Raw genomic sequence first — 13,170 nt, 5'->3', positions numbered from 1 at the left:
CGCCAACATCCACGAGGCAATCCCCATTAGCTGGTTTTTGTACCACGCTCAATCAGTACGCCCATGTTAGCAGCACGAGCAACAGCCCCTGGCTTAGATACTCGGATACGTACCCAAGGCGTGAAAAATTCATTCAGCAGAAGTTGAGCAACCTCTTCAGCAACTCGTTCAACTAATCCAAACTTATTCTGTTCTAAATAGCTAACAATGCGTTCGCTAACATCTGCGTAATTCAAGCACAATTCAACATTATCGCTCATCGCGGCCTGTTTATTGTCCCATCCCATTTCGATATCGAGCAAAAGTTTTTGTTCTATATCTTGTTCCCAGTCATATACACCAATGGTGGTGATGACTGATAATTGTTCAATAAATACGATATCCATCACGTCATTTTCTCGTTTATGTGCTGAATTGATACCACTTCAGGAAAAATGTGCGTATTATCCAAGACTGAAGTGAATTACATATAAATAGCTTAAACCGTTTTTGGAGTTAGTTATGAGTGCAATCGCGCTTGGCATGATAATTTTCGCCTATCTCTGCGGATCAATATCGAGTGCTATCTTGATCTGCCGTCTGGCAAGATTACCCGATCCCCGTCAACACGGCTCAGGTAATCCCGGTGCAACTAACGTCTTACGCGTCGGTGGTAAAGCCGCCGCAGCCTCAGTACTGATCTGTGACGTACTGAAAGGGATGATCCCTGTATGGCTTGCTTATTATTTAAATGTGCAACCATTCTATCTTGGCTTGGTCGCGATTGCAGCCTGCCTTGGACATATTTATCCCGTTTTCTTCCACTTTAAAGGCGGAAAAGGCGTTGCCACCGCATTTGGTTCTATTGCCGCTATTGGCTGGGATCTCTCTGGGTTAGTCGCGGGAACATGGCTGCTCACCGTATTACTTAGCGGATACTCGTCACTCGGTGCGATTGTTAGTGCACTACTCGCCCCCTTCTATGTCTGGTGGTTTAAGCCAGAATTCACGTTCCCTGTAGCCATGCTCTCGTGCTTAGTGTTAGTCCGTCATCATGCAAATATCCAACGCTTATGGCGTGGGCAAGAGAGCCGGATTTGGCAAAAACTGAAAAACAAAAAACAAAAGACCGCCAAAGAGATTGCTCAAGAACAACGTGACGATCATGATGAATAATCACTAAACATGAGCTATAAAAATCACCAACAATAAGGGCTAATTTTTAGCCTTTTTTGTTGTGACTAACCCGCCTTTTACATTCAGCCAAAACCCACTCTATTATCAAAAATTCCCCCTATTTTTTACTTCGCTCACTCACAAAATCTCACTTATTTTTGTACGTATTTACACCTACGTATAACTTAGCGCACACTTTTAAAAAATAGTTAAAAGATTGCAAATTTATTACTAATGAATAATTAAAAACTGTCGACTATATAAAGGAAAACTTAACTATAAAAGTGAATATAAAATGAGCAGAACTCCTTATGTAACTCAAAATGAACATATCTTAGATGAAGATATAACCCTGATGACCACAAGTGACCTTCAAGGGAATATTATTCACGCTAATGATTTCTTTGTGCAGGTGAGTGGGTATGATCTCGATGAATTAATGGGACAGCCTCACAATATTATTCGCCACCCTGACATGCCAAAAGAAGCATTTGCCGACATGTGGCGAACCTTAAAAATGGGTGAACCATGGACTGGAATAGTTAAAAACCGCCGTAAAAATGGCGACCATTACTGGGTTCGTGCCAATATTATTCCTATGCAACGAAAAGGCGTGATCACTGGCTATATGTCTATTCGGCTACGAGCCACACGCGATGAAATTGCCGCAGTCGAGCCGCTTTACAAATCACTCGTTGAAAATCGTAGTAATCGCCGTATTTATAAGGGGATCGTGCTACCCAAACGCCGTCGATTCTCGCTATCAACACTGTCTGTCCGTTGGCGCTGCCGACTTATCTCTTCCAGCTTATTCGCATTGTGGATGGTGATGGCAGGTTTATCGGGCTTATCAGGCAATGCGCTGCTTCTTTCCAGTTTGTTCACTTTTATCACCCTACTGCTGGGTAATGTGGTACTCGAACGCAGCTTTGCCAACCCACTTGAAAATATCATGTCCCAAGCACTCAGCGTAGCAAGAGGCAATCGTAATAGTATTACTCACATGAGTCGCGTTGATGAAATCGGGCAAATTCTGCGCTCAATAGGTCAACTAGGCTTAGTGTGTCGTTGGCTAATCAACGATGTCTCAGAACAAGTCGATAATGTTCGCAAAGGAAGTGAGTCATTGGTTAGTGGTTGCAGTGAATTAGATACCCATACACAACGCACCGTGGGCTATATGCAACAAACCGCCGCCACCATGAATCAAATGGCGGTTTCGGTCAAAATGAACGCAGACAACACCCATAAAGCGGATGTTTTATCGAATGAAACCAGTGAAACAGCCGTTAATGGCGGTGCGATGATGGATGCCGTTGTCATGACGATGGATGAAATTGTACACAGTACCAGTAAGATAAACTCCATCACGGATGTGATTAAAGACATTGCATTCCAAACCAATATTTTGGCATTAAATGCCGCGGTTGAAGCTGCAAGAGCAGGTGAGCAAGGGAAAGGTTTTGCCGTTGTTGCCAATGAAGTTCGTAGCTTAGCCAGCCGTAGTGCCAGCGCAGTAAACGATATTCGCGAATTGATTAACAACTGTGAGAAGAAAGTCAGCTCAGGTAAGGATCAAGTCTATGCGGCGGGCAACACGATGAAAGAGATCGTGGGTCAAGTACAAAACGTCACCCAACTGATCACACACATCAGCCATGCGACAACAGAGCAAGCGTCTGGGATCTCCGATATCACGCAAGCGGTCAGTGAGCTGGAATCGATTACCCAGCAAAGTAGCTTATTAGTCGAGCAAAGCACTGAAACAGCAAGCCATGTAAAAGATCGTTCCATTCGTTTGGAAGATGCGGTCACTATTTTACATTAAAACGCTTTTGCATAAAAAATAGGGGCTGACGCAATACGCCAGCCCCTACTATCGCATCAAAATATGACGTTATTTTTCTAACGGTGGAAGTTCTGCAAGAGGCCAGCGAGGACGAACCGTCACGCCTAAACCTGCATTTGCCCCACCTTTTAGGCGAATCAATCCTGCTAATGCAATCATGGCACCGTTATCGGTACAAAATTCAGGGCGTGCATAGAAGACTTCCCCACCGCGCTGCTTCAAAACGTCTTCCATTTTAGCTCGTAATGCACGATTAGCGCTCACGCCGCCCGCCATGACCAAACGTTTAAACCCAGTTTGTTCAAGTGCCCGTTTACATTTGATAGCTAATGTATCGACGACTGCATCCTCAAACGCGCGAGCAATATCCGCACGAGTTTGGTCATCATCATCATTTTCACGAATCGTATTCGCGGCAAATGTCTTTAAGCCTGAAAAGCTAAAATCTAACCCAGGGCGATCGGTCATTGGACGAGGAAAAACAAAACGTCCAGCAACCCCTTGCTGTGCCATACGAGATAAAACAGGTCCACCGGGATAATCTAAACCAAGCAATTTCGCCGTTTTATCGAATGCCTCGCCCGCGGCATCATCGATAGACTCACCGAGAAGCTCATATTCGCCAATACCTGTTACGCTAATTAGCTGGGTATGACCACCAGAAACCAACAGCGCCACAAATGGGAACTCTGGACTTTTCTCTTCCAGCATAGGTGCGAGCAAATGCCCTTCCATGTGATGCACTGCGACTGCCGGTACGTTCCATGCAAACGCTAACGCACGACCCACCGTCGCGCCGACCATCAGAGCGCCTACTAAACCAGGCCCTGCGGTATACGCAACAGCATCGATATCTTCACGAGTTAAATTGGCTTCTTTGAGCGCAGCTTGAATCAGCGGCACTGTTTTACGGATATGGTCACGAGATGCTAATTCGGGTACGACGCCACCGTAATCAGCATGCACTTTAATTTGGCTGTATAACTGGTTCGCGAGTAGACCCAGCTCATCATCATAAATTGCGATTCCGGTTTCATCGCAAGATGTTTCAATACCTAAAACACGCATTGCACTACCCTTGTTTGTTGCATGGAGGCAAGTCTATCACTAAATTTGCGTCATCGCGCAATAAATGTCATGAAAACACGCAATTAATCCCAGCAAAAGGCTGACTTTCTTAGTTGTATAGTCTATAATCAGACCCCTGTAATAAAAATTTCGTGTGGCAAATTCTCATTATTATCTGGTTTTTCTCACTTTATTTATTAAAGCTGGGACGAAAACAGGCAATCTTGTGTGATTCAATTTTATACGGCACTTTACAAACCCGTACTCATTGAAGTAAAATTCCGCACCATTTTAAATGATGGCTGGTGAACAAAAACCAGCAACAAACCGATTTCTATTGAGGTGAGAGGCACATGCCGGTAATTAAAGTACGTGAAAACGAGCCATTCGACGTAGCACTGCGTCGTTTCAAACGTTCTTGTGAAAAAGCAGGAGTTTTAGCTGAAGTTCGTCGTCGTGAATTCTATGAAAAACCAACGACTGAACGTAAACGCGCTAAAGCATCAGCGGTAAAGCGTCACGCTAAAAAACTGGCTCGCGAAAACGCACGCCGTACTCGTCTGTACTAATTGATTGCGATTCTCATCGCAACCAACGCAGACAAGTAGTAGTTAGCAGTTAAAGGCCGTGCTTTCCTAACGGAAGCGCGGCTTATTATCGTTCATCAACAGGCGAAAAAGAGGCTTATGGCTGGACGAATTCCGCGTTCATTTATCAATGACTTACTCGCTCGTACCGATATCATTGATTTAGTCGATGCAAAAGTCCCGTTAAAAAAACAGGGTAAAAACCATCACGCTTGCTGTCCTTTTCATAACGAAAAAACACCATCGTTTACTGTCAATGGTGAGAGACAGTTTTACTATTGTTTTGGCTGTGGTGCCCATGGTAATGCCATCGATTTTCTGATGAATTACGACAAACTCGATTTTGTCGAAGCGATAGAAGAGTTATCCGCATTACATGGTCTGGATGTCCCTTATGAAAAAGGAACGGGAACCAGTCAAATAGAACTCCATCAGCGTCAAAATTTGTACCAATTGATGGATAAAATAAATCAGTTTTACTGCGCTGCCTTAAATCATCCCTCGGCGAATAAAGCCAAAGATTATTTAAGCCAACGTGGTTTAAGTGCAGACATTATCTCGCATTTTTCAATCGGTTTTGCTCCCCCTGGCTGGGACAACCTTTTAAAGAAATTTGCAGTGAATCCAGAAAGCCGTCAGCAACTTGATGAAGCGGGTATGCTGGTCACTAATGATAATGGTCGCGTATATGATCGCTTTAGAGAGCGAATCATGTTCCCTATTCGGGATCGTCGCGGTCGTGTGATTGCATTTGGTGGACGGGTATTAGGCGATGCCTTACCGAAATATTTAAACTCCCCCGAAACCGATATTTTTCATAAAGGTCGCCAGCTTTTTGGTCTTTATGAAGCCACGCAAAATAGTAGTGAGCTTGCAAAATTACTTGTTGTTGAAGGCTATATGGACGTTGTAGCACTCGCACAGTATGACATCCGCTATGCGGTTGCATCACTTGGCACCTCTACAACCTCTGAGCATATTCAATTGCTCTATCGTTCAACAGATACCGTAATTTGCTGTTATGACGGAGATAGAGCAGGAAGAGATGCCGCTTGGCGTGCACTTGAAAACGCCCTTCCCTATTTGACCGATGGTCGCCAACTCCGTTTTATGTTTTTGCCTGATGGCGAAGACCCAGATTCATTGGTACGCAAAGAAGGAAAAGACGCCTTTGAGCAGCGCATGGAAAATGCGCAAAGTCTTTCCACATTTTTGTTTGACTCTTTAGTTCCTCAAGTGGACTTAAAAACCCAAGAGGGTCGAGCAAAAATTAGTAAACTTGCTATCCCATTGATAAAACAGATACCGGGTGAAACTCTGCGCCTTTATATGGCACAAGAGCTAGGAAATTTCATTGGCGTACCGGATATTTCCCAAGTTCTTGCTATGATTGATAGAGAGAGCACTGAACCAGTTAACTATCAGGCACCCAAACTGAAACCAACAACAATGCGCATACTTATCGCGTTGTTGGTACAAAATCCGAACTTTTCGGAGCTTGTTCCCTCACTAGAGGGAATTGCCCATATCCAGATGCCGGGGCTTTCTCTATTTCAGGAATTGGTTGAAGTTTGCCGTTCCACCCCCGGAATGAACACAGGGCAGTTGCTAGAACGTTATCGCGATAATAATTTTGCGAAACAACTTGAAAAACTCGCAACATGGAACGATATAGAAATAGAGGAAATAGCGGAAAATACCTTTATAGATGCTCTAAATCATCTATTTAATAGCGCCCTCGATGAGCGTTTCGACTATCTAATAGCGAAAGAACGAACACAAAGGCTGACACCTGAAGAGCGCGAAGAAGTCCGTCTAATCACTCTTTCACGAGTGAAAACATAAAGCATCCAAAAAATAGTATACAAAACGGCTTAAGTGCCGCATATAACAAGGCAAATGCCTGTAAATGCTACGAAATATAAAGGGCGTAGCGCGTAGTCAAATGTCCCTTTAAATGTTCTTGTTGGCCGTTAGTTTCGCCGACCGACACCAATTTAAATACTCAGAAGTGTGGATACCGTCTTATGGAGCAAAACCCGCAGTCACAGCTTAAGCTACTCGTCACCAAGGGTAAAGAGCAAGGTTACTTAACTTATGCCGAGGTAAACGACCATCTGCCGGAAGATATCGTCGATTCAGATCAGATCGAAGATATCATCCAGATGATTAATGACATGGGCATCCAGGTCATGGAAGAAGCACCTGATGCCGATGATTTAATTTTGGCTGAAAATACTTCCGACACGGACGAAGATGCGGCAGAAGCCGCAGCTCAAGTATTATCCAGTGTTGAAAGTGAAATCGGCCGTACCACTGACCCTGTTCGCATGTACATGCGCGAAATGGGAACCGTCGAATTGCTCACCCGTGAAGGTGAAATCGACATTGCAAAACGTATTGAAGATGGTATCAATCAGGTTCAGTGCTCTGTCGCTGAATACCCTGAAGCTATCACCTACTTACTTGAACAGTATGACCGCGTTGAAGCTGGCGAAAGCCGCTTATCTGACCTGATTACAGGGTTTGTTGATCCGAATGCGGAAGAAGATTTAGCTCCTACAGCTACTCACGTAGGTTCTGAACTTCCACAAGAAGAGCTAGATGACGACGAAGAAGAAGAAGATGAAGACGGCGATGACAGCGATAGCGATGACGACAACAGCATCGATCCTGAATTAGCACGCCAAAAATTTTCTGATCTTCGTGAACAGTATGAAAAAACGCGTACCCATATTAAACAATATGGTCGTAGCGATGCGAAAACTGTGGCAGCTATCGAGCAATTGTCCGAAGTTTTCAAAGAGTTCCGTTTAGTACCTAAGCAATTTGACTATCTGGTCAATAACATGCGTGAAATGATGGATCGCGTTCGTCTGCAAGAACGTACCATCATGAAACTGTGTGTTGAGCAGTGCAAAATGCCTAAGAAGAACTTCATTACCCTATTCAGCGGCAATGAAACCAGCGAAACTTGGTTAACCGCAGCAAAAGCGATGAACAAGCCGTGGTCTGAAAAACTGCTGGAAGTGGAAGAAGAAGTTCTGCGTTGTCTGCAAAGACTGCGTCAAATCGAAGAAGAAACGGGCCTGACAATTGAACAGGTTAAAGATATCAACCGTCGTATGTCTATCGGTGAAGCGAAAGCGCGTCGTGCGAAGAAAGAAATGGTTGAAGCAAACTTACGTCTGGTTATCTCTATCGCGAAGAAATACACCAACCGTGGTCTGCAATTCCTTGATTTGATTCAAGAAGGTAATATCGGTCTAATGAAAGCGGTTGATAAGTTTGAATACCGCCGTGGTTATAAGTTCTCAACTTATGCAACATGGTGGATCCGTCAGGCTATTACCCGTTCTATCGCTGACCAAGCACGTACAATTCGTATTCCGGTTCACATGATTGAAACTATCAACAAATTGAACCGTATCTCTCGTCAAATGCTGCAAGAAATGGGTCGTGAGCCATCGCCAGAAGAACTGGCAGAACGCATGCTAATGCCAGAAGATAAAATCCGTAAAGTACTGAAGATTGCGAAAGAGCCAATCTCCATGGAAACGCCAATCGGTGATGATGAAGATTCACATTTAGGCGATTTCATTGAAGATACCACATTAGAGTTACCGTTAGATTCTGCAACATCAGAAAGCTTACGTTCGGCAACTCATGAGGTTCTGGCTGGCTTAACTGCTCGTGAAGCAAAAGTTCTGCGTATGCGTTTCGGTATCGACATGAACACTGACCACACCCTTGAGGAAGTGGGCAAGCAGTTTGATGTAACCCGTGAACGTATTCGTCAGATTGAAGCAAAAGCGCTGCGTAAATTACGTCACCCAAGCCGCTCAGAAGTTCTGCGCAGCTTCTTAGACGAATAAGCAATAACCGTCTTCAAGTCTAAAAAATCAAACACCTGCTCCGGCAGGTGTTTTTTTATTAAATGACCGCTAAAAAACATATTTTCCTATTAAGCCACTAATATTGGCATTTCGTGCAGATACAGCCAATGATATTTCCCATCTTCAATTTTTATACACACTGTCGACGTGCGACTATTTTCTTTGCCAGCCAAGGTCTGATGTTCTAAATATTGTATCCAATATGTATTGCCATCACACTCAAACAGCGGCTGAATATTTCTAATTTCAATAACTAATGAAGGTCTAACACCTCTGTTTTTACTAAACAACTCAGATGCCTGTTGTGCATTCATCGAGGCACCTTGAATAGTGACCATTTTAAATGTCTTATCAAAGCTCCCTAATAAAGCCTGAAGACTTTCACCGTGATCTCGCCCCGTAAATACATCCTCAATGAGCATATGGAAATCAATAATATTCTGTATAGCTAAAGACATTTGTGGATTCATTTTATTTTCCTTTAAATACTGAAATTAACGATAGCAGACCCAACAGTGCTGCAATAAAAAAAGTATATTGGTAACGAATTAACTCTGATGAAAATGAAATAAGGTTAAACACTGAAATAAGTACGACCGTCCCTACACTGAAAGCTACCTGACGGTTAATATTCCACAACACGCTACCTTGCAGTAAATCTTTATCTTTAAAATCAATTAATGCACTAATTTGAGCCGTATTTGCACTTATTCCCCCGCCCATTCCCATCAATAAATAAGCAGTAATCAATAATGCTAACTGACTTTGACTGTCTATCCAGAACAGCGTAAGAATCCCAACACTGTGCAAAATAATCCCCACCACAAAGAGGTTTCTCTTACCAATACGATGATAAAAATAGCCTCCTGTCACCATGGAGATCAGAGCGCCAGCTGCATATACCAGCATAAACATGCCTGTTTGCTGCGCATTAAACCCAATATTATTTTGTAAGTTAAAAATATTCAGTAAATTAACACCGGTGAAAATTCCAGGCACCGCGTAATAAACAATAAATCCATTACGTAAATTATAATTCTTCAGTAATAGCAAATTTAAAATAGGTGCTCGGCATTTTTGGGCATATTTTAAATATATCCTCAGTAAAACCGCAGAGACGCCAAAACTCAATAAAGCCAATACCCAACTTTGCTCATCGTTATACAGAGTAAATGAAAGTAATAAACCCAACAAACTGAGACTCACTAGCAGTAAGCCGATAATATCGGGCTTTTCTCGAAGTTGTTTTTCACCATCCTTGACCCAGACCCATGCAAGTATTGATGCTAATAATGCGAATGGAAGATTGGCAAAGAAGACCCAACGCCATGAAAATGAATCAATAATCATACCGCCAATTGCCGGTGAAAATGCAGGTGCAATTAAGGCAACAGTCATAATCAAAGTCGATATTTTTTGGCGCTCTTGATTGGGAAATAGCCCAAACACTAATGCTTGCCCAACCGGAATTAATAATCCGCCAGAAACGCCTTGAATAAAGCGCCAGAAAATTAAACTATAAATCGAATCACTGAGCCCACATAACCCAACGGAAAGCGAAAATAGCAACATGGAATACGTGAGTAGCTTTCTTTCTCCCAAACGTCCAGCCAGCCATAAGCTAATGGACATAATCAGCACTAGTCCTAAAATATAAGCATTGGCGACCAAAGCCACCATCGACTGGCTTGTCGAAAAAGCTGATGCAATATCAGGCAGCGCAATAGCAGACATAAAAATGTTAATACAATCAATAAAAAAACCGAGAAGAAATACTGTCGCAATTTGATAACGATATGACATGGTGACCTCCGGTTGCAAAGAGTAGAGCTCAGCCCTTCTCCTGTCGATGCAAAGGAAGTAAAATCATTGTTTAATTCAATCAAACAATCGAGTTGATTATGCAAAAAAATCTCAAGCAAATTACCAGCTTTCTTCAAGTTGTCGATTCCGGCTCTTTTACAAAGGCTGCCGAGGTTTTAGGACTAAGTCGCTCGATGGTAAGTATTGATATAAAACAGCTAGAAAAAAGCTTAAATGTCAGCTTATTGGTGCGAAATACACGCAATATTGCACTCACTGAGGTAGGAAAACATTTCTACGATGATTTTAAACGGATTCAATTACAGATTGAGGAAGCGTTTGAAAGGAATCAAAACTTAGCGACCAATATTACGGGGACATTGCGCTTTTCTTCCACAAACGAATTTGGGCAACGTTATGTTTTGCCACTGGTCCCAGAATTTTGCCGGCAATATCCTCAACTGCGTCTGCAATACAGTTTCAATTCATCTTTTGATGATTTATTGGCAGAAAAACTCGATATTGCCATCCGCTTAGGAAATTTAAAAAACTCCTCCCTAAAATCGAGAAAATTAGGGGAATATGCCATTTATTTAGTCGCAACCGCGGAATTTCTCGAACAATATCAGGTTGAAAATGTGGATGATTTCGCCAATATTCCGTGGATCACCCATACTTTGCTGAACTTACAAGATAGCCAATATGCTCTACAGAACCGTCACGGTGAAAAGTTTGAGTTGCCTCTATTAAACAGCCAGTACGAATCTAATTCCGCAGAAACTATCCGCCAGCTTGCATTAGCATCACTCGGTGCCGCTATTTGTCCGGCATGGCTAGTTGAAGAGGATTTAAATGCTCATCGCTTAATCCGTTTACTTCCAGATCTTGAACTCCCCAAACAAAATATTCAGCTGCTCTACCCGAACACCCAAAATCTCCCCGCTAAAACACGGGCATTTATTGATTTTTTGGTTAAAAAAATCGATCTGTGATTAGGCTTCAGCCACCGTCCATACCTTGGTACACACTTTCTCTAACAGCGCTTTATTGTGGCTAAAAACAATCATTGCCAGAGGACGTTGCTGTGAAATACGGATCAAATGCTGCCACACTTCCTTTTGTAAATGCGCATCTAATTGGGCAGTCATCTCATCTGCGATTAATACTTGAGTGCGGGGATCGAGTGCGCGAAGCAGCGCAATACGTGCTAACTCTCCACCCGATAATTCACTTGGGCGCCGTTCTAGCCATTGAGGTTTTATCGATAACCAATCTAGCCATTGGGCATCCGGCTCCCATGCATCGCGTACACTGGAACCTACGGTACGATAAGGATTAAAACTTTTTTCGGGGTGCTGCGGGACTAGCTGAATAGGGCAATAACCGCGATGAGGAACAGGTTCACCATTCAATAAAACTTGCCCATCAGTGGGTTTTTGCCACTGCCCAAGCACTCGTCCTAGCGTCGTTTTCCCAAATCCACTGGGAGCGGAAATGCCAAGCCGTTCATTATCTACCAATGACAAATTCAGGTTATCCCACAGCACTCTGCCTGCCTGTTCAATACGCAAGTTTTGTATTTCTAGCATCCGGCTACCTCCACTCATCCAGCATCATAAATTGATGTTCTGGCAGCGCATTCCACAAAGATTGAATCCACTGACCACCACCGCCTTGTTTGAGTTTTTGGCTGCTTAGCACCTCTTCTAGTGCCCCATTACGCAATAATGCTAAACGGTCGGCAAAGCGCACCGCCATTGCTAGATCATGAGTTACCCACAACACACCACGCCCATCTCGACATAGAGATTTGATATTGTCGAGTAACTGTACCGCATGCTCGTCATCCAGCCACGAGGAGATTTCATCCGCCAAAATATATTCCGCGCGCGATAAGGTGGCGCTACTCGCTAATACCCTTTTCGCCATTCCCCCTGAGAGCTGGCTTGGGTAGTGATTCACAAGGCTAGATTGCAAACTATATTCTTGTAGATGCCGAGCGACATCGTGCATTTTAATATGTTGCCCACTAAGTACGGCGGCACGCTCAAGCTGAGGACCAATTTGAATCAATGGGTTTAAGGCGCTGACCCCTTGAGGTACGTAACACAGAGAATTCCCTCGATACTGAGATTTCGTTTTTTCCGTCAATGGCTGACCATTGAGCTCAATGGTCCCTTGGCAACGCATATTTTCGGGTAATAATCCCAATGCACTTTGCAGTAATAAACTTTTACCTTCACCGCTACCACCAATCAACGCCACCATTTCACCGGGTTGAATATCCAGAGAAATATCATGCAATAACGGAGACCACTGCTTTCTCCCCAGCCAGCGGTATTGCGCTACGTCGATGGTAAGATTTTCAAACTTCAGCATACTGCGCCCCTTAACCATAACCGTTGGACTGATTTAGCAAATTGGTCAAACAACAACACTAGCCCCATCAATGCAGCACCAGGAAATACCACCATCCACCAAGCGCCCGTACTCAAATAACGTAATGCCTCGGACAGTAAAATCCCTAAAGAAGGCTCATGAGGTGCTAGCCCAAAGCCAAGAAAGCTGAGTGCCGCACTGTGTAAGACAGAATGTGGAAACATCAATAATGTTCCGACCATCCATTGAGGGAGTAGCATGGGTAGATAGTGATACCGTAGGCGCCATAACGCACTGTTGCCAATACGGTGGGATAACATAATGTAATCAGTTTGCTGAACACGCAGAAGCTCTGAACGTAAGATAAGCGTTAATTTAGGCCAATGGGTTAATGCCACCGCCAAAATCACCCCCATCTTTCCGCCCCCTAGCG

Annotated in this window: 12 protein-coding genes and 1 pseudogene; 6 read left to right on the top strand and 7 right to left on the bottom strand. The window is 43.5% G+C overall.

Annotated features, from left to right (window positions below):
* Positions 1 to 26: 26 nt before the first annotated feature.
* A complete protein-coding gene (gene folB, locus PSF16_RS00065; RefSeq protein ID WP_006659185.1) occupies positions 27 to 386 on the bottom strand; it encodes a bifunctional dihydroneopterin aldolase/7,8-dihydroneopterin epimerase in 360 nt (119 codons plus the stop codon).
* Between the two features lie 115 nt (positions 387 to 501).
* On the opposite strand from folB, the gene plsY reads away from it, so the two are divergent.
* Positions 502 to 1,155 (top strand): glycerol-3-phosphate 1-O-acyltransferase PlsY, encoded by a 654-nt coding sequence (plsY, locus tag PSF16_RS00060; RefSeq protein WP_006659184.1) that lies wholly within the window; start codon positions 502 to 504, stop codon positions 1,153 to 1,155.
* 295 nt (positions 1,156 to 1,450) lie between these two features.
* On the top strand, positions 1,451 to 2,983 hold the full coding sequence (locus PSF16_RS00055; protein WP_006662947.1) for a methyl-accepting chemotaxis protein: 1,533 nt from the start codon (positions 1,451 to 1,453) through the stop codon (positions 2,981 to 2,983).
* 69 nt (positions 2,984 to 3,052) lie between these two features.
* Here PSF16_RS00055 and tsaD read toward each other — a convergent pair whose 3' ends face one another.
* Positions 3,053 to 4,072 carry a tRNA (adenosine(37)-N6)-threonylcarbamoyltransferase complex transferase subunit TsaD gene (gene tsaD / locus PSF16_RS00050; protein WP_006659182.1) on the bottom strand — a complete coding sequence of 340 codons (1,020 nt, stop codon included), beginning with the start codon at positions 4,070 to 4,072 and terminating at the stop codon, positions 3,053 to 3,055.
* A 353-nt stretch (positions 4,073 to 4,425) separates the two neighbouring features.
* Between tsaD and rpsU the strand changes: the two genes are divergently transcribed.
* The 3 genes and pseudogenes from rpsU to rpoD form a co-directional block, all read left to right on the top strand.
* The gene (gene rpsU, locus PSF16_RS00045; protein WP_001144069.1) at positions 4,426 to 4,641 is read left to right on the top strand and encodes a 30S ribosomal protein S21; all 216 of its coding nucleotides are present in this window, start codon (positions 4,426 to 4,428) and stop codon (positions 4,639 to 4,641) included.
* A 117-nt stretch (positions 4,642 to 4,758) separates the two neighbouring features.
* A complete protein-coding gene (dnaG, locus tag PSF16_RS00040) occupies positions 4,759 to 6,504 on the top strand; it encodes a DNA primase (RefSeq protein ID WP_006659180.1) in 1,746 nt (581 codons plus the stop codon).
* 164 nt (positions 6,505 to 6,668) lie between these two features.
* Positions 6,669 to 8,534: pseudogene (rpoD, locus tag PSF16_RS00035) on the top strand (RNA polymerase sigma factor RpoD); the annotation flags it as partial.
* Between the two features lie 89 nt (positions 8,535 to 8,623).
* Here the strand turns inward: rpoD and PSF16_RS00030 are convergent.
* The gene (locus tag PSF16_RS00030) at positions 8,624 to 9,025 is read right to left on the bottom strand and encodes a hypothetical protein (RefSeq protein ID WP_272688586.1); all 402 of its coding nucleotides are present in this window, start codon (positions 9,023 to 9,025) and stop codon (positions 8,624 to 8,626) included.
* Position 9,026: 1 nt separating this feature from the next.
* A complete protein-coding gene (locus PSF16_RS00025) occupies positions 9,027 to 10,358 on the bottom strand; it encodes an MFS transporter (protein ID WP_272688585.1) in 1,332 nt (443 codons plus the stop codon).
* A 98-nt stretch (positions 10,359 to 10,456) separates the two neighbouring features.
* Between PSF16_RS00025 and PSF16_RS00020 the strand changes: the two genes are divergently transcribed.
* Positions 10,457 to 11,350: a LysR family transcriptional regulator gene (locus PSF16_RS00020; RefSeq protein WP_272688584.1), complete on the top strand. Its 894-nt coding sequence runs from the start codon at positions 10,457 to 10,459 to the stop codon at positions 11,348 to 11,350.
* Here PSF16_RS00020 and PSF16_RS00015 read toward each other — a convergent pair whose 3' ends face one another.
* The 3 genes from PSF16_RS00015 to PSF16_RS00005 form a co-directional block, all read right to left on the bottom strand.
* Positions 11,351 to 11,947, bottom strand: a complete 597-nt coding sequence (locus PSF16_RS00015; protein ID WP_006662943.1) for an ATP-binding cassette domain-containing protein — start codon at positions 11,945 to 11,947, stop codon at positions 11,351 to 11,353.
* Positions 11,948 to 11,951: 4 nt separating this feature from the next.
* Positions 11,952 to 12,737: an ATP-binding cassette domain-containing protein gene (locus PSF16_RS00010; RefSeq protein WP_272688583.1), complete on the bottom strand. Its 786-nt coding sequence runs from the start codon at positions 12,735 to 12,737 to the stop codon at positions 11,952 to 11,954.
* Positions 12,731 to 13,170, bottom strand: a 440-nt coding sequence (locus tag PSF16_RS00005; RefSeq protein ID WP_272688582.1) for an ABC transporter permease, incomplete at its 5' end; no start/stop codon positions are given. The genes PSF16_RS00005 and PSF16_RS00010, both read right to left, overlap by 7 nt.

Origin of the sequence: Providencia sp. PROV033, assembly GCF_028484855.1 — a bacterium.
Taxonomy (GTDB): Bacteria; Pseudomonadota; Gammaproteobacteria; order Enterobacterales; family Enterobacteriaceae; genus Providencia; species Providencia alcalifaciens.
Note: the sequence above shows the minus strand (reverse complement) of the source record. Positions and strands in the feature narration are given on the sequence as shown.

Excerpts from the sequence above, each read along its gene's own strand:
- folB (WP_006659185.1), bottom strand. The coding sequence starts at position 386 with ATGGATATCGTATTTATTGAACAATTATCAGTCATCACCACCATTGGT.
- plsY (WP_006659184.1), top strand. The coding sequence starts at position 502 with ATGAGTGCAATCGCGCTTGGCATGATAATTTTCGCCTATCTCTGCGGA.
- PSF16_RS00055 (WP_006662947.1), top strand. The coding sequence starts at position 1,451 with ATGAGCAGAACTCCTTATGTAACTCAAAATGAACATATCTTAGATGAA.
- tsaD (WP_006659182.1), bottom strand. The coding sequence starts at position 4,072 with ATGCGTGTTTTAGGTATTGAAACATCTTGCGATGAAACCGGAATCGCA.
- rpsU (WP_001144069.1), top strand. The coding sequence starts at position 4,426 with ATGCCGGTAATTAAAGTACGTGAAAACGAGCCATTCGACGTAGCACTG.
- dnaG (WP_006659180.1), top strand. The coding sequence starts at position 4,759 with ATGGCTGGACGAATTCCGCGTTCATTTATCAATGACTTACTCGCTCGT.
- PSF16_RS00030 (WP_272688586.1), bottom strand. The coding sequence starts at position 9,025 with ATGAATCCACAAATGTCTTTAGCTATACAGAATATTATTGATTTCCAT.
- PSF16_RS00025 (WP_272688585.1), bottom strand. The coding sequence starts at position 10,358 with ATGTCATATCGTTATCAAATTGCGACAGTATTTCTTCTCGGTTTTTTT.
- PSF16_RS00020 (WP_272688584.1), top strand. The coding sequence starts at position 10,457 with ATGCAAAAAAATCTCAAGCAAATTACCAGCTTTCTTCAAGTTGTCGAT.
- PSF16_RS00015 (WP_006662943.1), bottom strand. The coding sequence starts at position 11,947 with ATGCTAGAAATACAAAACTTGCGTATTGAACAGGCAGGCAGAGTGCTG.
- PSF16_RS00010 (WP_272688583.1), bottom strand. The coding sequence starts at position 12,737 with ATGCTGAAGTTTGAAAATCTTACCATCGACGTAGCGCAATACCGCTGG.